The sequence below is a fragment of the Pseudomonas sp. ICMP 460 genome (genome assembly GCF_002723595.1).
Classification (GTDB): Bacteria; Pseudomonadota; Gammaproteobacteria; order Pseudomonadales; family Pseudomonadaceae; genus Aquipseudomonas; species Aquipseudomonas kitaguniensis.
In genome coordinates this window covers 1-17,658 of the sequence record NZ_LKBR01000044.1, presented here as the reverse complement: position 1 = coordinate 17,658, position 17,658 = coordinate 1, and the positions used below count along the sequence as shown (strand labels likewise).

Annotated in this window: 16 protein-coding genes and 1 pseudogene; 11 read left to right on the top strand and 6 right to left on the bottom strand. The window is 61.3% G+C overall.

Annotated elements, in window-relative coordinates; genetic code table 11:
• Window positions 1–977 precede the first annotated feature (977 nt).
• Window positions 978–1,913, bottom strand: coding sequence for a lipid A biosynthesis lauroyl acyltransferase (locus tag AO240_RS22610; protein WP_099239386.1), 936 nt, complete (start codon window positions 1,911–1,913; stop codon window positions 978–980).
• A 118-nt stretch (window positions 1,914–2,031) separates the two neighbouring features.
• Here AO240_RS22610 and minC point away from each other — a divergent pair, with 118 nt between their 5' ends.
• The 7 genes from minC (at window position 2,032) to AO240_RS22570 (ending at window position 8,869) form a co-directional block, all read left to right on the top strand.
• On the top strand, window positions 2,032–2,769 hold the full coding sequence (gene minC, locus AO240_RS22605) for a septum site-determining protein MinC (RefSeq protein WP_099239384.1): 738 nt from the start codon (window positions 2,032–2,034) through the stop codon (window positions 2,767–2,769).
• 200 nt (window positions 2,770–2,969) lie between these two features.
• Window positions 2,970–3,782, top strand: a complete 813-nt coding sequence (gene minD, locus AO240_RS22600) for a septum site-determining protein MinD (RefSeq protein WP_017737535.1) — start codon at window positions 2,970–2,972, stop codon at window positions 3,780–3,782.
• 3 nt (window positions 3,783–3,785) lie between these two features.
• Entirely contained in the window at window positions 3,786–4,040 is a 255-nt protein-coding gene (gene minE / locus AO240_RS22595) for a cell division topological specificity factor MinE (RefSeq protein WP_003175252.1), read from the top strand.
• Window positions 4,041–4,136: 96 nt separating this feature from the next.
• Complete coding sequence (locus AO240_RS22590) at window positions 4,137–4,772, top strand: RluA family pseudouridine synthase (protein ID WP_058414229.1); 636 nt, start codon at window positions 4,137–4,139, stop codon at window positions 4,770–4,772.
• A 168-nt stretch (window positions 4,773–4,940) separates the two neighbouring features.
• On the top strand, window positions 4,941–6,230 hold the full coding sequence (locus AO240_RS22580) for a M18 family aminopeptidase (protein WP_099239382.1): 1,290 nt from the start codon (window positions 4,941–4,943) through the stop codon (window positions 6,228–6,230).
• Between the two features lie 230 nt (window positions 6,231–6,460).
• The gene (locus AO240_RS28680; RefSeq protein ID WP_177445856.1) at window positions 6,461–6,628 is read left to right on the top strand and encodes a hypothetical protein; all 168 of its coding nucleotides are present in this window, start codon (window positions 6,461–6,463) and stop codon (window positions 6,626–6,628) included.
• 72 nt (window positions 6,629–6,700) lie between these two features.
• Window positions 6,701–8,869, top strand: coding sequence for a mechanosensitive ion channel family protein (locus AO240_RS22570; protein ID WP_099239378.1), 2,169 nt, complete (start codon window positions 6,701–6,703; stop codon window positions 8,867–8,869).
• 56 nt (window positions 8,870–8,925) lie between these two features.
• Here the strand turns inward: AO240_RS22570 and AO240_RS22565 are convergent, their stop codons facing one another.
• The 5 genes from AO240_RS22565 to AO240_RS22545 form a co-directional block, all read right to left on the bottom strand.
• A complete protein-coding gene (locus AO240_RS22565; protein ID WP_058414232.1) occupies window positions 8,926–9,150 on the bottom strand; it encodes an MbtH family protein in 225 nt (74 codons plus the stop codon).
• Window positions 9,151–9,231: 81 nt separating this feature from the next.
• Window positions 9,232–10,644 carry an aspartate aminotransferase family protein gene (locus AO240_RS22560; RefSeq protein ID WP_099239376.1) on the bottom strand — a complete coding sequence of 471 codons (1,413 nt, stop codon included), beginning with the start codon at window positions 10,642–10,644 and terminating at the stop codon, window positions 9,232–9,234.
• A gap of 193 nt (window positions 10,645–10,837) precedes the next feature.
• Window positions 10,838–11,605: an N-acetylmuramoyl-L-alanine amidase gene (locus AO240_RS22555; protein WP_099239374.1), complete on the bottom strand. Its 768-nt coding sequence runs from the start codon at window positions 11,603–11,605 to the stop codon at window positions 10,838–10,840.
• Between the two features lie 125 nt (window positions 11,606–11,730).
• A complete protein-coding gene (locus tag AO240_RS22550) occupies window positions 11,731–13,050 on the bottom strand; it encodes an ATP-binding protein (RefSeq protein WP_099239372.1) in 1,320 nt (439 codons plus the stop codon).
• Window positions 13,050–13,745, bottom strand: coding sequence for a response regulator transcription factor (locus AO240_RS22545; protein ID WP_099239370.1), 696 nt, complete (start codon window positions 13,743–13,745; stop codon window positions 13,050–13,052). Before AO240_RS22545 ends, AO240_RS22550 begins: the two co-directional genes overlap by 1 nt.
• A gap of 176 nt (window positions 13,746–13,921) precedes the next feature.
• On the opposite strand from AO240_RS22545, the gene dsbD reads away from it, so the two are divergent.
• From dsbD to AO240_RS22525, 4 genes and pseudogenes are all read left to right on the top strand, one after another.
• Complete coding sequence (gene dsbD / locus AO240_RS22540) at window positions 13,922–15,649, top strand: protein-disulfide reductase DsbD (protein WP_099239368.1); 1,728 nt, start codon at window positions 13,922–13,924, stop codon at window positions 15,647–15,649.
• Entirely contained in the window at window positions 15,649–16,494 is an 846-nt protein-coding gene (locus tag AO240_RS22535) for a TlpA disulfide reductase family protein (RefSeq protein ID WP_099239366.1), read from the top strand. Before dsbD ends, AO240_RS22535 begins: the two co-directional genes overlap by 1 nt.
• Window positions 16,470–17,246, top strand: coding sequence for a thiol:disulfide interchange protein DsbG (gene dsbG, locus AO240_RS22530; RefSeq protein WP_099239364.1), 777 nt, complete (start codon window positions 16,470–16,472; stop codon window positions 17,244–17,246). The genes AO240_RS22535 and dsbG overlap by 25 nt, the downstream gene beginning before the upstream one ends.
• Window positions 17,247–17,380: 134 nt before the next feature.
• Window positions 17,381–17,658 (top strand): annotated as a pseudogene (locus AO240_RS22525) (thiol:disulfide interchange protein DsbG); the annotation flags it as partial.

Below are 17,658 nucleotides of genomic sequence, written 5' to 3'. Positions count from 1 at the left end.
CGCGGCTAAACCGGCGTCCTGCCGGTTTACCCGCTCCGTAATATCTGCGTTCGGCCATCGTGGTTTAACGGGGCGCCTTAGATCAAGATCACAATCAAAAGCAGGCGGCCCGAAAGCCGGCCCAATCTCACATGCTGAATGCGACCAAATGTGGGAGATTCTTTGGCTGAAAAAGCGGGACGCAGAGCGTCCGGAGCGGCATTACCACGCAGAGCGTGGGAACGATCATCCCTCAAGCAGAACTCGGTCAACTGTGGGAGGGGGCTTGCTCCCGATTGCGGTGGGTCAGTCAACTCATGTATCAACTGTAAAACTGCTATCGGGAGCAAGCCCCCTCCCACAGAAAGCAAAAAAAGCGGATCTACTGTGTATCAGTCAACTCATGTATCAACTGTAAAACTGCTATCGGGAGCAAGCCCCCTCCCACAGAAAGCAAAAAAAGCGGATCTACTGTGTATGCAAAATCCGCCCTTGATCTGCTTCTGATCCGCTTCAACCACTCAGGTCGGCTTTCAGGCCGCCGTGCTCTTGCTCTTGATCTGCTTTTGATCTGAGAAGCGCCCCGTTAAACCACGATGGCCGCACGCAGGCTTNCGTGGGTAACCCGGCAGGACGCCGGGTTAGCCGCGCTGGGCCAAGGATGGCCCATCGCGGCGGCCCACGGATTCAAGCCTGCGGGCGGGCATGCCGAGCCTAAGCGAGGCACCGAGTGGTGGGGCGAGAGCGTTTTGGTTACTTTTGCGCTCTATCAAAAGTGACTCGCTGTAAGAGCGAATAGCGAGGCACCGAGTGGTGGGGCGAGAGCGTTTTGGTTACTTTTGCGCTCTATCAAAAGTGACTCGCTGTAAGAGCGAAACCGATACAACCCATCACCCAAATAACAGATATATAAGAAAATCCAAAGAACACCCCAAGCCCGCTTCCCGCGCGACAGCGCTACATCAAAGATGCAGCCACACAAAGCAAAATCGCAGCGCTTATCGACGACGCTTTTCGTACAGCTTGGGCTCACCCGGTGGCCGGCTCTTGAAGCGCCGGTGCGTCCACAGGTACTGCTCGGGGCAATCACGCACCGAGGTTTCAACCCACTGGTTGATACGCAGGCAATCAACCTCGTCGCTTTCACCCGGAAAATCCGTCAACGGCGGGTGAATCACCAAGCGATAACCGCTGCCATCCGCCAGCCGCTCCTGCGTAAACGGCACCACCAACGCCTTGCCCAAACGCGCAAACTTGCTGGTGGCGGTCACCGTGGCGGCCTGCACGCCGAACAGCGGCACGAAGATACTTTGCTTGGCGCCGTAGTCCTGGTCCGGCGCATACCAGATCGCGCGGCCGGCGCGCAGCAGCTTGAGCATGCCGCGCACGTCTTCGCGCTCAACCGCCAGGGAGTCGAGGTTATGCCGCTCGCGGCCACGGCGCTGAACGAAGTCGAACAGCGGGTTGGCGTGCTCGCGGTACATGCCATCGATGGTGTGCTTCTGGCCGAGCAAGGCCGCGCCGATTTCCAGGGTGGTGAAATGCAGGGCCATGAGGATCACGCCCTTGCCATCCAACTGCGCCTGCTTGAGGTGTTCAAGGCCTTCGACATGCGCCAGGCGTGCCAGGCGCTGACGCGACCACCACCAGCTCATGGCCATTTCAAAAAACGCGATGCCGGTAGACGCGAAGTTTTCCTTGAGCAGCTTTTTACGCGCGGCCGCGGACTTTTCCGGGAAACACAGTTCCAGGTTACGCGCGGCAATGCGCCGACGGTCGCCGGCCACGTGGTACATGCCCGCGCCCAATAAACGACCAATGGTCAAAAGTGCCCGGTATGGCAATTGAGTGATCAGCCACAAGAGGCCGAGCCCCAGCCATAAGAGCCAAAAACGCGGATGAAAAAATACAGCTCGAAAACGCGGGCGATCCATTACAGATTCCGGTAAAGACAGGGCCGCGCATTCTACAACGGTTCGACTCGGCTTGCGGCCCGTGGATGTTCTCGTTATAAGTCTCGACACTTTTCGTGACAAGCCGCTTTTGCCGACCATGAGCCAAACCGAACCGCTAGACCAAGATCCCGTGTTCCAGCTGAAAGGCAGCATGCTCGCCATTACCGTGCTGGAACTGGCCCGCAATGACCTCGACGCCCTCGACCGCCAACTGGCCGCCAAGGTCGCCCTGGCGCCGAATTTTTTCAACAATGCCCCGCTGGTGCTCGCGTTGGACAAACTGCCGGCTGGCCAGGGCTTGATTGATTTGCCCGGCCTGATGCGCGTCTGCCGCTCGCATGGTTTGCGCACGCTGGCCATTCGCGCCAGCCGTATCGAAGACATCGCCGCCGCAATCGCCATTGAACTGCCCGTGTTGCCACCGTCCGGTGCGCGCGAGCGGCCGCTTGAGCAGAGCGAAGGTGAAGTGAAGAAAGCCCCGGCAAAACCGCCGGAGCCCAGCGTCAAGCCTACAAAGATCATCACCTCCCCCGTACGCGGTGGGCAACAAATTTACGCCCAGGGCGGCGACTTGGTGGTGATCGCTTCGGTCAGCCCGGGCGCGGAACTTCTGGCCGATGGCAACATCCATGTATACGGCCCTATGCGCGGTCGTGCTTTGGCCGGCATCAAGGGTGATACCAAGGCGCGTATTTTTTGTCAGCAGTTGACCGCTGAGCTAGTGTCCGTAGCAGGCCAGTACAAGGTTGCAGAAGATTTGCGCCGCGATCCGCTGTGGGGCGCCTCGGTTCAAGTCAGCCTGTCGGGCGATGTGTTGAACATCACCCGTCTTTAACGGATACTGCCGCATTTTCCAAGCATCTCTAGACTCTGATAGCACAGCGAAACCGGCAAAACTTGTGTAGGAACAACTGAAAGCTGGCGTTTCCCTACGGGAACCACATCTTTTTCCTACAGAGACTGTCCGCATGCCGCGAGTTTCAAGAGATGTTTTTCAGGGACTGAAAAGTCCTTTTTCCTTAGGGGTGAAACACCTTGGCCAAGATTCTCGTGGTTACATCCGGCAAGGGTGGTGTGGGTAAGACCACCACCAGCGCCGCTATCGGTACCGGCCTCGCTTTGCGCGGCCACAAAACAGTCATCGTCGACTTCGACGTCGGTTTGCGTAACCTCGACCTGATCATGGGCTGCGAACGCCGCGTGGTGTACGACTTCGTCAACGTGGTAAACGGCGAAGCCAACCTGCAACAGGCTTTGATCAAGGACAAGCGCCTTGAGAACCTGTACGTACTGGCCGCCAGCCAGACCCGCGACAAAGACGCGCTGACCAAGGAAGGCGTGGGCAAAGTACTCGCCGAGCTGAAAGAAACCTTCGAATACGTGGTCTGCGATTCGCCGGCTGGCATCGAAACCGGTGCGCACCTGGCGATGTACTTCGCCGACGAAGCCATCGTCGTCACCAACCCGGAAGTTTCTTCGGTACGTGACTCGGACCGCATGCTCGGCCTGCTGGCGAGCAAATCCCAGCGTGCCGAAAAAGGTGAAGACCCGATCAAGGAGCACCTGCTGCTCACTCGCTACAACCCTGAGCGCGTCAGCAATGGCGAAATGCTCGGCGTTGAGGACGTCAAAGACATCCTCGCCGTAACGTTGTTGGGCGTGATTCCGGAATCCCAGGCAGTGCTGAAGGCTTCCAACCAGGGCGTTCCGGTGATTCTTGACGACCAGAGCGACGCAGGCCAGGCGTACAGCGACGCGGTTGATCGCTTGCTGGGCAAGACCGTGGAACATCGCTTCCTCGACGTTAAGAAGAAGGGATTCTTCGAGCGTATCTTTGGAGGCAACTAAACAATGAAATTTCTCGACTTCTTTCGGGCCAACAAAAAGCCAAGTACCGCGTCGGTAGCGAAAGAGCGTCTACAGATCATCGTGGCGCACGAACGCGGCCAACGCAGCACGCCGGACTACCTGCCAGCCTTGCAAAAGGAACTGGTCGAGGTGATCCGCAAGTACGTCAATATCGGCAACGACGATGTGCATGTCGCGCTGGAAAACGACGGCAGTTGCTCGATCCTGGAACTCAATATCACCCTGCCTGATCGTTAATCGAACAGGCGGTCGCCACGGCGGCTCGGTCACCTTGATCCCGTTTCGGGAACGCGGTGAGCGAGCCGCCGTTGGCGTTTGTTACGAGGCTGTTTAATGCCGTTGTCGAATATCCATATCCTTCACCAGGACGAGGCTGTCCTGGTCGTGAACAAGCCAACCCTGCTGCTCTCGGTGCCCGGTCGCGCCGACGACAACAAGGATTGCCTGATCACCCGCCTGCAGGAAAACGGCTACCCCGAAGCGCGCATCGTGCATCGTCTGGACTGGGAAACGTCAGGGATCATCCTGCTGGCCCGCGACGCCGATAGCCATCGCGAACTGTCCCGCCAGTTTCATGACCGCGAAACCGAAAAGGCCTACACCGCGTTGGCCTGGGGCCAGCCGGCACTCGACAGCGGCAGTATCGACTTGCCCCTGCGCTACGACCCGCCGACCAAACCACGCCACGTGGTCGACCATGAATTTGGTAAACATGCGCTGACCTTCTGGAAGGTGCTGGAGCGTTGCGGCGACTGGTGCCGTGTGGAGCTGACGCCGATCACCGGGCGTTCGCACCAGCTGCGTGTGCACATGTTGTCGATCGGCCATCCGTTGCTCGGTGATGGCCTTTACGCGCATGAACAAGCCCTGGCCGCTTGGCCGCGGTTGTGCCTGCACGCGAGCATGTTGAGTTTTACGCACCCGCAGAGTGGCGAGCGTTTGCGCTTTGAGTGCCCCGCACCCTTTTGAGGTGCAAACCCCCTCTACGGTGGGAGCGGGCTTGCTCGCGATGCAGGCACCTCGGTCCAGCAGGCATACCAAGTTGATGCCATCGCGAGCAAGCCCGCTCCCACATTTGTTCTGTGCACTTCGCGCCCTCGAACGGTAAACTCCGCACATTGCTGTCTGGAGCTATTTATGCGCGAAGCGTTGAATCAAGGCCTGATCGACTTCCTCAAGGCCTCCCCTACTCCTTTTCATGCCACTGCCGCCCTCGCCCAGCGCCTGGAAGCGGCCGGTTACCAGCGTCTCGACGAACGTGAAACCTGGGCCACCGAGGCCAACGGTCGTTACTACGTCACCCGTAATGACTCCTCGATCATCGCCTTCAAACTCGGCCGCCATTCGCCGTTGCAAGGCGGCATTCGCCTGGTCGGCGCCCACACCGACAGCCCATGCTTGCGGGTTAAACCGCAACCGGAGCTGCAACGCCAGGGTTTCTGGCAATTGGGCGTCGAAGTCTACGGCGGTGCACTGCTGGCCCCATGGTTTGACCGCGACCTGTCGCTGGCCGGGCGCGTAACCTTCCGCCGCGACGGCAAGGTCGAAAGCCAGTTGATTGACTTCAAGTTGCCCATCGCCATCATTCCCAACCTGGCGATTCACCTGAACCGTGAAGCCAACCAGGGTTGGGCGATCAATGCCCAAACCGAGCTGCCGCCGATTCTCGCGCAGTTTGCCGGTGACGAGCGCGTGGACTTCCGCGCCGTGCTCACCGAGCAACTGGGCCGCGAGCACGGCTTGAACGCGGATGTGGTGCTCGACTACGAGCTGAGCTTCTACGACACGCAAAGCGCTGCGGTGATCGGCCTGAACGGCGACTTCATCGCCGGTGCGCGCCTCGACAACCTGCTGTCGTGCTACGCCGGCCTGCAAGCCTTGCTGACCAGCGAAACCGACGAAACCTGCGTGCTGGTGTGCAACGACCACGAAGAGGTCGGCTCCTGCTCGGCGTGCGGCGCTGACGGCCCGATGCTCGAACAGACGCTGCGCCGCTTGTTGCCGGAGGGTGATGAATTAGTACGCACCATTCAGAAATCACTGTTGGTGTCTGCAGACAATGCCCACGGCGTGCACCCCAATTACGCTGAAAAACACGACGCCAACCACGGTCCAAAACTCAACGCAGGCCCGGTAATCAAGGTCAACAGTAACCAGCGTTACGCCACCAACAGCGAAACCGCCGGGTTCTTCCGCCACCTGTGCATGGCCCAGGAAGTCCCGGTGCAAAGCTTTGTGGTGCGCAGTGATATGGGCTGCGGCTCGACCATCGGCCCGATCACCGCCAGCCACTTGGGCGTGCGCACCGTGGACATCGGCCTGCCGACGTTTGCCATGCACTCGATCCGTGAACTCTGCGGCAGCCACGACCTGGCGCACCTGGTGAAGGTGTTGGGCGCGTTCTACGCAAGCCGTGATTTGCCCTGAGCCCACACTAAAAAATGTGAGACGGAGCTTTTGTGGGAGCGGGCTTGCTCGCGATGCAGGCACCTCGGAGCATCAGGCACACCGAGTTGAAGCCATCGCGAGCAAGCCCGCTCCCACAGTTGATCGCGGTCGGGTGCTGTACAGGTGATCTGCGTCATCTGCACTTCCCGCAATCGGGCCTAAACTTGTCAGTATTCCGACTCCGACAAGGCCGTCGCACCATGATCTCCATGTCCTCTTTTCACACAATGCTTATCCCCATTCTGATCGGCATGTGCCTGCTGATGGTTGGCTTCAACTTTCGCGACAAGCCCGTGGCGGTGTTTGGCATGTGGATCGGCATGCTGCTGATCCTCGGCACGATGGTTTACAAGATCCTCGCCAAACTGGCGGAATGACAAATGCACTCGCATTGGGCATAGCGGCCTCGTACACTCGGTCAATTCGTCGTTTCCAAGGTTGACCGCCTCGTGCTTTCCCGTCTGTTTGCCCTGCCCTGCTACTGCCTGATCGCCCTGCTGACGCTGCTCCCGCTCACGTCCGCCCAAGCCGTGGGCTTGCCCGGTTTGCTGGGCGGCACCCACGCCTCCCAACCCCAGGCCGACGTGCCGCTGGGGCAGTCGTTGGACGAGGTGATCAAGACCCTGGAAAACGACCAGCAGCGCACCCAGTTGCTGAGCGACCTGAAAAAACTCCGCGAAGCCACGCAAAAAGCCCAACCCGCTGCCGAACAGGGCGTACTGGGTTTGATCGGCAGTACGCTGTCGGGCCTTGAGCAGCAGTTCTCCGGTGCCGACAGCCCGCTCGGGCGCTGGACCAATGAGTTTGAGCAAGCCAAGGATGAGTTCAGCGCCTTGATGCTGCCGGCCGCCGAATGGCTGCCGATCATTTTCGGTTTTGCCGTGATCCTTGCGGTGTGGAGCCTGTTGGCCGCCGCGCTGATCTGGCTCGGCCACCGCGTACGCGTGCGGTTCGGCCTGCCCGAAGAATTGCCGCAGCACCCGCGCACCTGGGACATGCTGCGCTTCGCCCTGCGCAAACTGGGGCCGTGGTTGATCGCGCTGGTGATCACGGTTTACCTCAGCTACGCGCTGCCTTCATCGCTGGGCAAATCGCTGGCGATGGTGCTGGCGTATGCACTGGTGGTCGGCACCTGCTTTTCGGCCATTTGCGTCATCGCGTTCTCCCTGCTGGACGGCCCGCATCGCCACCGCGCGCTGTATATCCTGCGGCACCAGGCGTTTCGGCCACTGTGGTGGATCGGCAGCTTCGCCGCCTTTGGCGAGGCCCTGAGCGACCCACGGCTGGTCGCGGCGCTCGGCCAGCACTTGGCCCACACAGCGGCGACCGTGGCCAATGTGATGGCAGCCTTGTCGACCGGCGTATTTATCCTGCGCTTCCGCAGGCCGATCGCCCACTTGATCCGCAACCAGCCGCTGTCTCGTCGCCTCACGCGCCGCGCCCTCAGCGACACCCTGTCGATCATCGGCACCTTCTGGTACTTGCCGGCGCTGCTGCTGGTGGGCATCTCGTTGTTCGCCACCTTCCTCTCCGCCGGCGACAGCAGCACCGCCCTGCGTCAGTCGTTGTTGTGCACGGTGTTGCTGGTGTTGTGCATGGTGATCAACGGCCTGGTGCGGCGCCACGCACTCAAGCCGCAACGCGGGCACAAACGCCACGCGCTGTATTCCGATCGCCTGAAAAGCTTCGTGTACACCCTGGCCCACCTGGCGGTGTGGTTGGTGTTTATCGAACTGGGCTTGCGCGTCTGGGGCTTGTCGCTGATTCGCTTTACCGAGGGCGACGGCCATGAAGTCAGCGTCAAGTTGTTCGGCCTCGCCGGGACGTTGCTGTTTGCCTGGCTGATCTGGATTCTCAGCGACACGGCGATCCACCATGCCCTGACCCGCTCGCGCAAAGGCCTGGCCAACGCGCGTGCGCAAACCATGATGCCGCTGATCCGCAACGTGCTGTTCGTGACCATTTTTATCATCGCCGCGATCGTCGCCCTGGCGAACATGGGCATGAACGTAACGCCGCTGCTGGCCGGTGCCGGGGTGATCGGCCTGGCCATCGGTTTTGGTGCGCAGTCACTGGTGGCGGACTTGATCACCGGTTTGTTCATCATCATCGAAGACTCGCTGGCCATCGACGACTACGTGGACGTCGGCGGCCACCTCGGCACTGTCGAAGGGCTGACCATCCGTACCGTGCGCCTGCGCGACATCGACGGCATTGTGCACACCATCCCGTTCAGCGAAATCAAGAGCATCAAGAACTACTCGCGGGAGTTCGGCTATGCGATTTTCCGGGTGGCGATTCCGTACAACATGGAGATCGACGAGGCGATCAAGCTGATGCGCGACGTTGGCCAGAAAATGCGTAACGACCCCCTGCAACGTCGCAATATCTGGTCGCCGCTGGAGATTCAGGGTGTGGAAAGTTTTGAGTCGGGCAGCGCGATTTTGCGCGCACGCTTTAAAACGGCGCCGATCAAGCAGTGGGAGGTGTCGCGGGCGTTTAACTTGTCGCTTAAGCGCCACCTGGATGAGGCGGGGCTGGATTTGGCTACGCCGCGTCTGAGTGTGCAGGTGGTGACGGCGGGCGTGGTGGGGTTGGAGAAAGAGAGCGGTGCGTGAAGTGGCGGGTTGTGGTGTTGCCAGCACAACCCCCTGTGGCTAGCGGTCTTGCAGGGTCAGCCTGCGAGGGTGGCGCCGTCCATCTTTTGGCGCAGGCTCAACGGGCGCATGTCGGTCCAGACTTCTTCGATGTAGGCCAGGCATTCTTTTTTCATGCCGCTCTTGCCCACGGTGCGCCAGCCTTCCGGCACGGCCTTGTAGTCTGGCCAAATGGAATACTGTTCTTCGTGGTTGACCACTACCTGAAACAGGATGTCGTCGCGGTCAAATACTGAGGTCATTGCGGTTCTCCGTCGCTCAAAGGCTGGCTGCGCACCACGCGCAGCGCTATATCTGTAGAAACGTACCAAGCGTGCAAAAAATTAGAGGCGGGCAACCGCTGCCGATAAGGCGCGCCCGAAGATCTCGGCCACGCGATCGATCTCGGCAGCGGTGATCACCAGCGGCGGCAAGAAACGCACGACGCTGCCATGCCGACCGCCGAGTTCCAGGATCAGCCCGCGCTTGAGGCATTCGCGCTGCACCAGCGGCGCCAGTTGGCGATGCACCGGCGGGTGGCCCTGGATGTCGAGCGGGCCCTGCGGGTCAACCAGTTCCACGCCCAGCATCAGCCCACGGCCACGAATATCGCCCAACTGCGCAAAGTCACGCTGCAAAATACGCAGGTGCTCACCGAGGCGCTCGCCCATCGCAGTGGCGTGGCTGGGCACGTCGTGTTCCTTGAGGTAGCGCATCACCGCCGAACCCGCCGCCATCGCCAGCTGATTGCCGCGAAACGTCCCGGCATGCGCGCCCGGTAACCAAGTGTCGAGCCAGTCGCGGTACACCACCACCGCCAGCGGCAAGCTGCCGCCGATGGCTTTGGACAGCACCACCACATCCGGGATGATGCCGGCGTGTTCAAAGGCAAACATCTTGCCGGTGCGGCCAAAACCACTCTGAATTTCATCGACAATCAACGCCACGCCGGCCTGCTCGGTGATACGCCGCAGGCCGCGCAGCCAGTCCAGATCAGCCGGAATCACGCCGCCCTCGCCCTGCACCACTTCAACAATCACCGCCGCCGGCAACAACACCCCGGCTTCCGGGTCGTTGAGCAGGTTTTGCAGGTAATGCAGGTTGACCTGCACGCCTTGCGCGCCGCCCAAGCCGAATGGGCAACGGTAGTCGTAGGGGTACGGCAAGAACTGCACGCCATTACTCAGCAGTGCGCCCAAAGGCTTTTTCGGCCCCAGGCTGCCCATCAGGCTCAGCGCGCCCTGGCTCATGCCGTGATAACCGCCCTGGAACGACAGCACCGTGCTGCGCCCCGTGGCGGTACGCACCAATTTCAGCGCAGCTTCGACCGCATCAGTGCCGGTGGGGCCACAGAACTGGATTTTCGCTTCGCGGGCAAGCTCGGTCGGCAACAGGCCGAACAGGTCCTGCACGAACTGGTCCTTGACCGGCGTGGTCAGGTCGAGGGTGTGCAACGGCAGCTCGTCGATCAATACCTGTTGAATCGCTTCGATCACCACCGGGTGGTTGTGGCCCAGCGCCAAAGTGCCCGCGCCGGCCAGGCAGTCGATGAAACGGCGGCCTTCCACGTCTTCCACGTAGATGCCTTTGGCGCGTTTGAGTGCCAGCGGGATGCGCCGCGGGTAGCTGCGGGCATTCGATTCCTGTTGACGTTGGCGGGCCAGCAATGGGCTTTCTTCAAACTCGTAGAGCGTTTCCGTGGGCGCCGCGGTGGTGTACACCTCGGGGGCTTCGATACGGCTGGTAGCGACTGACATCTCTCGATCCCTCAATACGCTGGTGGTGGTGACCAAACTGCTGATCCGTGTGCGTGTGTGTGGCTCAGGCGCACGGATTGATGTTTTGGAGACGTACCAGCGCTGGGGCGATTTAGGCGTTTGGTCGCTTTTGATCCGGTGCCTGCCCGAGCAGATCGTTGCCACGCTCTGAGTGGGAACGATCATGGCAACCTCACCCGGCGCGATACCGCTCGTTCAACGCGTACAAAATCGCACACGTCTCACCGTCCAGCAGCCCACGGTAATCGCTCTGCCGAAAGTGCATTTGAAACGCCCGGGTGCGCTGCTCGAATGCTTGACGATTCCAGGCCGGTTTATACCCATACCGCTGAAACGCCCGCTCTACCTCCACCTCCGGCGGCAACCCGACACAAAACCTGCGCTGATACATCGCCCGCGTCGGTTCTTCAAACCAGGCGCCCACGCCTGCCTCAAACAAGCAGCGCCACGGCAGGCGTGGCCCCGGATCGCTCTTGCGCCAATACGCCACGTCCGAATGCCCAAGCACGTCGACCGGGGCAATCTGCGGATAGCGCCCAAGCAGGTCGCGCAGCAGGGCAATCAACACATCGACCTGCTCCTGTGCGTACGCTGGAAAGGTAAATACACCGCCATCATCGCGGGCCACATTGACAATCTCGATGCCAATCGAGCGGCTATTGAGGTTGTCCCGCCCATCCCAATGGCTGACGCCGGCATGCCAGGCACGCTTATTTTCAGCCACCAGCCGGAACACCCGTAGCTCGTCATACCCGGTGGCGCGGTAACCGGCGTCATCCGGATCGGGCAGCAAATAGTGAGCGCTGACGCCGTCTTGGGTGAGGGTGCGCAGCGACGAGGCGAAGGTTGCCGCGGTGTAATGCAGGATCACCTGCCGCACGGGCTCGCCGTTGCGCTCGTTGAAATCCCTGGCGGGGAAACTGCTATCGATAACCAACATAAGAACCGTCCTTTTCAGTACAGGCCGAGTCATTCAGCCCGTTCAAACGCAAATAATTACCGCCATCCTGACGCGCTGAGCGTCAGGTGGGCGGTAGCTATTTATGAGCGTTTGAAGAAAAGTGATCAGCGCCGCAAGGGCATGCCCAAGTCGACCCGCAAGCCATCCGGCTGGCTGTCGAATTTCAATGAGCAGGAACAGCGCTGCACAATCGCCTGCACAATCGCCAGGCCCAGCCCGCAGCCTTCGCTGTTGCCATTGCGCCAGAAGCGTTGAGTCAGGTATTGCAGGTCCTCGCTGGAGATCTGCGTGCCATGGTCACGCACGCGGAACACCACCGTGTTGGCGCTGGTGAATACATTCAGTTCCACGCGCGAGTCGTGCGGGGTGTGACGAAGGGCGTTATCCAGCAAGTTACGCAGGGCGGCCACGGCCAGGGCGACCGGCATCTCCACCGGGGTTTCGGTGAGGTTGCCTGCCAGCACTAAATCTATACGGCGGTTATCACCCGCATTCGCGTCCTGTATCGCCAGCCGCGCGACTTGTTCGGCGCTCGACTGCAGGCCATCGTCGAACGACAGGCTGCCCTCCACGCGCGCCAGCAAGAGCAATTGCTCAAGGGTGCGGTGCAGGCGGTCGGCGCCCTCTTCGGCATGCGCCAGCGACTGGTCGCGGGCCGCGCCGTCGGTCATGCGCGCCACTTGCAGGTGGGTCTTGATCGCCGTCAGCGGGCTGCGCAGTTCGTGGGCGGCGTCGCCGGTGAGGCGGCGCTCACGCTCGATGGTCTTGGCGATGCGTTGCAGCAGTTGGTTCTGGGTGTCGAGCAACGGTTTCAATTCGCTGGGCAGCGGGTGAATCTGAAGCGGTTCGAGGGAGTCGGCACTGCGCCGCATCAATGCATCACGCATGCGGTTGAGCGGCAACAGGCTCTGGCCGATGCCCAGCCACAGCAGGCACAAACACCCGAGCAAGGCGACGCCGACCGGCACCGAAGCCGCCAGCAATATCGACAGGTTCAGCGCCTCGCGCTCAACCTGGCGGTCGGCGGTGGTGATCAACAGGTCGCCGCGTGACAGGGTGAAACTGCGCCAGCCCACGCCGTCGATCACCTGGTCGCGAAAACCGCTTTTGCGCGATTCCAGGCCTTCATCGGGTGTGGTGTGGCTGCGCGCCAGAATTTCGCCGCGCAAGGAGCTGACCTGACAGGCCATGCCGCCCGGCACATTCAGTTGTTCGGTGCGCAAATGCGTGCCGCCGCTGACGCTGGCCAAGCCCGGCATCTGTTCGGTCAGCCCGGCGACCATGCGTGCCGACGCCACCAGCCGCTGATCGAGCGAGAACATCATCTGGTTGCGCAAATCGTTGAGCATCCAGGCCGCCGCCAGCACCCAGATCAACACAAAGGCAGCGCCCAGCTTGAACGTCAGGCGCAGGCGCAGGCTCATCACGACAGGTGCTCTGCTTCATCCGCCGGGCCAGCATCCGCCGAACCCAGGCGATAGCCCAAGCCGCGCACGGTCTCGACGATGCCATTGCCCAGCTTGCGCCGCAGGTGGTGGATGTGCACGTTGAGGGCGTTGCTTTCCAGCTCGTCGTTAAAGCCGTACACGCTGTCCTTGAGCTGTTCGCTGGACAGCACACGGCCCTTGTTGTGCAACAGCGCCTGCAACAGCGCCTGCTCGCGACGCGACAGGTCGACCGGCTGGCCCGCCAGGAAGGTTTCGCGGCTGCTCGGGTCGTAGGCCAGTTGGCCGTGTTCGATCAGGTTAACCCGGCGCCCCGCCACACGGCGCAGCAGGGTTTGCAGGCGGGCGGCAAGTTCGCGCAGGTCGAAAGGTTTGAGCAGGTAGTCGTCGGCACCGGCTTGCAAGCCGTCAACGCGGTTGGTCACCGAGTCGCGCGCGGTGAGAATCAGCACCGGAATTTCCAAACCCTGGCTGCGCAGTTGCTGCAGCAGTTTAAGGCCGTCTTCATCGGGCAACCCGAGGTCAAGCACCATGATGTCGAACGTCGCCGCCTTGAGCATCGCCCGCGCGGCAGCGGCCGTGGCCACGCGCTCGACGGTAAAGCCCTGAGCGCCGAGCCCGGCGACGATGCCGCTGGCGATCAGTTCGTCGTCTTCACAGACCAGTACGTGCATGGTGAACCCTTCATGAAAGATGCGGGGATTAAAGGGGCTGCGGATTAAGCGCAGATTATGCCGTGAAAACAGGCGCGCTCTGTCACCGCCTTCACTTTAGAATAGCTGCCGGTTAATCATCGGTTAATCAACGCCACACATTGTGTGCCTCACTTGCATCAAACTAAGGCTTGACCATGCGGTATTTGTTTACCTTTTTGTTGGTGGTATTCGCAGGGTTTGCCCAGGCTGCGCCGGGTAATCCTTTCGAGACCAAACCCGAGTTCCTGCCGGTGGGCAAAGCCTTCACCTTTACCTCCGAGCGCCTGGAGTCCGGCGAGACCCAGCTGTATTGGCAAATTGCCGATGGTTATTACCTGTACCAACAGCGCATGAAGTTCGACGGCCTGGCCGAAAAGCCGGTATTGCCGCAGGGTGAAGCGCACAGCGATGAATTCTTCGGCGAGCAGCAAGTGTATCGCCAAGGCCTGGAAGTGAAGATTCCCGCGGGTGCCACCGGCCAGCTCAAGCTCGGTTGGCAGGGCTGCGCAGATGCTGGCCTGTGCTACCCGCCGCAGTCGATCACCGTAGATTTGGGCGGTAACCCCGCCGTTGCCGGCACAGCGCAGGCTCAGGACCAAAGCCTGGCCAGCGGCTTGCAACAGCGCAGCCTGGGTTGGAGCCTGCTGGTGTTCTTTGGCCTCGGCCTGCTGTTGGCATTCGCCCCGTGTTCACTGCCGATGCTGCCGATTCTGGCAGGCCTGGTGGTCGGCAGTGGTGCCAGCCCGCGTCGCGGGTTTGCCTTGGCCAGTAGCTACGTGGTGTGCATGGCCCTGGTGTATGCGGCGCTCGGCGTACTCGCCGCGCTGCTCGGCGGCAACCTGGCCGCACTGCTGCAAACGCCGTGGATTCTGGGCAGTTTCGCTGCGCTGTTTGTGATGCTCGCGCTGCCGATGTTCGGTTTCTTTGAGCTGCAACTGCCGGCTTTCGTGCGTGACCGCCTGGATAACGTCAGCCGCCGGCAAAGCGGCGGCAGCCTGGTGGGCGCAGGCGTGCTGGGTGCGCTGTCCGGCCTGCTGGTTGGCCCGTGCATGACCGCGCCGCTGGCCGGTGCGCTGTTGTATATCGCGCAAAGCGGCAATGCGCTGCACGGCGGGCTGATCCTGTTCGCCATGGGCATCGGCATCGGTATTCCGCTGTTGCTGCTGGTCACGGTGGGCAACCGCTTCCTGCCCAAACCGGGCACCTGGATGAACATCCTCAAGGGCATCTTCGGCTTCCTGTTCCTGGGCACGGCGGTGCTGATGATTCGCCCTGTGGTGGATCAAAGCCTGTGGCTCGGTTTGTGGGGCGCATTGGCGCTGGTGATGGCGTACTGCGGCTGGGGTCTTGCGCGTGAATACGGGCTGGCGGCCAAGCTGTTTGGCGCCATGTCTTTGGTGCTCGGCCTGTGGGGCGCGCTGCTGGTGGTGGGCGCGGCCGGTGGCAGCGACGACCTGTGGCAACCCTTGAAGGTCTACAGCGGCTCAACGCTTGCCGCTGCGCCGAGCGCCCACGACGCGTTCATCACGATCAACGACCCGGCCGAACTGCAACGCCAGCTCGACAGCGCCAAAGCCAAGGGCCAATGGGTGCTGGTGGACTACTACGCCGACTGGTGCGTGTCGTGCAAAATCATGGAAAAACAAGTGTTCGGCAAACCCGAGGTGTTGGCCGCATTGAAAGACGTGCGCCTGCTGCGCCTCGATGTCACCGACGACAACGCCGCCAGCCGCGCGCTGCTCGGCCATTACCAAGTGCCGGGGCCACCGAGTTTTGTGTGGGTCGGCCCGGACGGTGAAGAACGCCGCGCCCAGCGCATCACCGGCGAAGTGAGTGCCGACGCCTTCCTGCAACGCTGGACGCAAACCCGAGACGCGCGCTAATGCTGACCCTGACCATTGGCACCTTCGCCATCGCGCTGAATCACATCCTGCTGATCAGCGCGTTGATTCTCGCCACCGTGGTCGGCTGGCGCGTGGCCAAGCGTGGCGGTGAAAACCCGGAGTCGGTGTTGTTCAGCCTGTTCCTGCTGGGCCTGCTGGCCGCGCGCGTCAGCTTTGTGTTGATGTACTGGGACGAATACAAGCACGACCCGCTGCAAATGGTCGACCTGCGCGACGGTGGTTTTCTCGCCTGGCCCGGCGTGATTGCACTGGTACTCGGCGCGCTGGCCTACGGTTGGCGGCGCCCTGCCCTGCGCAAACCGCTGAGTGCGGCGGTGGTCACCGGGCTGGTGTTTTGGGGCATGACCAGCGTGTCCCTGAGCCTGTATGACAAGGGCTCGCAACTGCCGGACATCACGCTGCGCAACGCCAATGGCGAGGTGGTGCAACTCGCCGATTATCGCGGCGGGCCGCTGGTGATAAATCTGTGGGCCACCTGGTGCCCGCCGTGCCGCCGGGAAATGCCGGTGCTGGAGCGCGCGCAACACCTGCGGCCCGACGTGACCTTCCTGTTCGTCAACCAGGCCGAAAGCATGCAAAGCGTGAGTACCTTCCTCGCCACCCAGGGTTTGACGCTCGACAACGTGCTGTTTGACGCCAGCGGCCGCCTCGGCCAAGCCGTGGGTTCGATGGCCCTGCCGACCACGCTGTTTTACCAAGCCGATGGGCGCCTGATCAACAGCCACCTCGGTGAACTGTCCCAAGCCAGCCTGGCCCGTGCCATGGAACCCTTCGACACCGCCCCAACAAGGAAACCTACATGCCAAGCCTCCGCCACCTGCTGACCTTGCTGCCTCTGAGCCTGTTGTCACTGAGCATGGCCGCCACCCAGGCCCAGGCCGAAGACTGGCCGGCACCGATCAAACAGATCGAAGCCAAGGGCGCCAAAATCCTCGGCAAGTTCGACGCGCCCAGCGGCCTTACCGGCTACGCCGCGCAGTACCAGAACCGCGGCATGGCGCTGTACCTGACCGCCGACGGCAAAAGCGTGCTGGCCGGTAACCTCTACGACGCCCAAGGCAATGACCTGAGCAACGCGCCGCTGGAAAAACTGGTGTACGCGCCAATGGCCAAGGAAGTCTGGGCCAAGATGGAAAACAGCAATTGGATTCAGGACGGCGATAAAAACGCACCGCGCACCGTCTACCTGTTCAGCGACCCCAACTGCCCGTACTGCAACATGTTCTGGCAACAGGCGCGGCCATGGGTCAACGCCGGCAAGGTACAGTTGCGCCACGTGATGGTCGGCATCATCCGCGAAGACAGCCCCGGCAAGTCGGCCGCACTGCTCGCCGCCAAAGACCCGCAAAAAGCCCTGGAAGAACACGAATCCGCCGGCAAAGCCAGCAAACTGCAGGCACTGGACAAGATCCCGGCCGCTATCGAAGCCAAGCTTGATGCCAACATGAAGTTGATGGAGGAACTGGAGTTGTCGGCCACGCCGGCGATTTTCTACCTGGATGACAAAGGCGCGCTGCAGCAACAGCAAGGCGCGCCATCGCCTGAAAAATTGATCAAAATCATGGGGCCGAAGTAAGCAAGCCCGCTCCCACAGTTTGACCACATTCTGCTTGGGAGATTGGGTCGGCTTTCGGGCCGCCTGCTTTTGATTGTGATCTTTGTGATCTTGATCTTAGAAGCGCCCCGTTAAACCACGATGGCCGAACGCAGATGGTCGGCATCATCCGCGAAGACAGCCCCGGCAAGTCGGCCGAACTGCTCGCCGCCAAAGACCCGCAAAAAGCCCTGGAAGAACACGAAGCCGCCGGCAAAGCCAGCAAACTGCAGGCACTGGACAAGATCCCGGCTGCTATCGAAGCCAAGCTTGATGCCAACATGAAGTTGATGGAGGAACTGAAGTTGTCGGCCACGCCGGCGATTTTCTACCTGGATGACAAAGGCGCGCTGCAGCAACAGCAAGGCGCGCCATCGCCTGAAAAATTGATCAA

Coding starts and splice junctions, on each gene's coding strand:
- minC (WP_099239384.1), top strand. CDS start 2,032: ATGAGCCAAACCGAACCGCTAGACCAAGATCCCGTGTTCCAGCTGAAA.
- AO240_RS22555 (WP_099239374.1), bottom strand. CDS start 11,605: ATGTTGGTTATCGATAGCAGTTTCCCCGCCAGGGATTTCAACGAGCGC.
- AO240_RS22535 (WP_099239366.1), top strand. CDS start 15,649: ATGCTGACCCTGACCATTGGCACCTTCGCCATCGCGCTGAATCACATC.
- AO240_RS22565 (WP_058414232.1), bottom strand. CDS start 9,150: ATGACCTCAGTATTTGACCGCGACGACATCCTGTTTCAGGTAGTGGTC.
- AO240_RS22580 (WP_099239382.1), top strand. CDS start 4,941: ATGCGCGAAGCGTTGAATCAAGGCCTGATCGACTTCCTCAAGGCCTCC.
- AO240_RS28680 (WP_177445856.1), top strand. CDS start 6,461: ATGTCCTCTTTTCACACAATGCTTATCCCCATTCTGATCGGCATGTGC.
- AO240_RS22550 (WP_099239372.1), bottom strand. CDS start 13,050: ATGAGCCTGCGCCTGCGCCTGACGTTCAAGCTGGGCGCTGCCTTTGTG.
- AO240_RS22610 (WP_099239386.1), bottom strand. CDS start 1,913: ATGGATCGCCCGCGTTTTCGAGCTGTATTTTTTCATCCGCGTTTTTGG.
- minE (WP_003175252.1), top strand. CDS start 3,786: ATGAAATTTCTCGACTTCTTTCGGGCCAACAAAAAGCCAAGTACCGCG.
- dsbD (WP_099239368.1), top strand. CDS start 13,922: ATGCGGTATTTGTTTACCTTTTTGTTGGTGGTATTCGCAGGGTTTGCC.
- AO240_RS22545 (WP_099239370.1), bottom strand. CDS start 13,745: ATGCACGTACTGGTCTGTGAAGACGACGAACTGATCGCCAGCGGCATC.
- AO240_RS22560 (WP_099239376.1), bottom strand. CDS start 10,644: ATGTCAGTCGCTACCAGCCGTATCGAAGCCCCCGAGGTGTACACCACC.
- dsbG (WP_099239364.1), top strand. CDS start 16,470: ATGCCAAGCCTCCGCCACCTGCTGACCTTGCTGCCTCTGAGCCTGTTG.
- AO240_RS22590 (WP_058414229.1), top strand. CDS start 4,137: ATGCCGTTGTCGAATATCCATATCCTTCACCAGGACGAGGCTGTCCTG.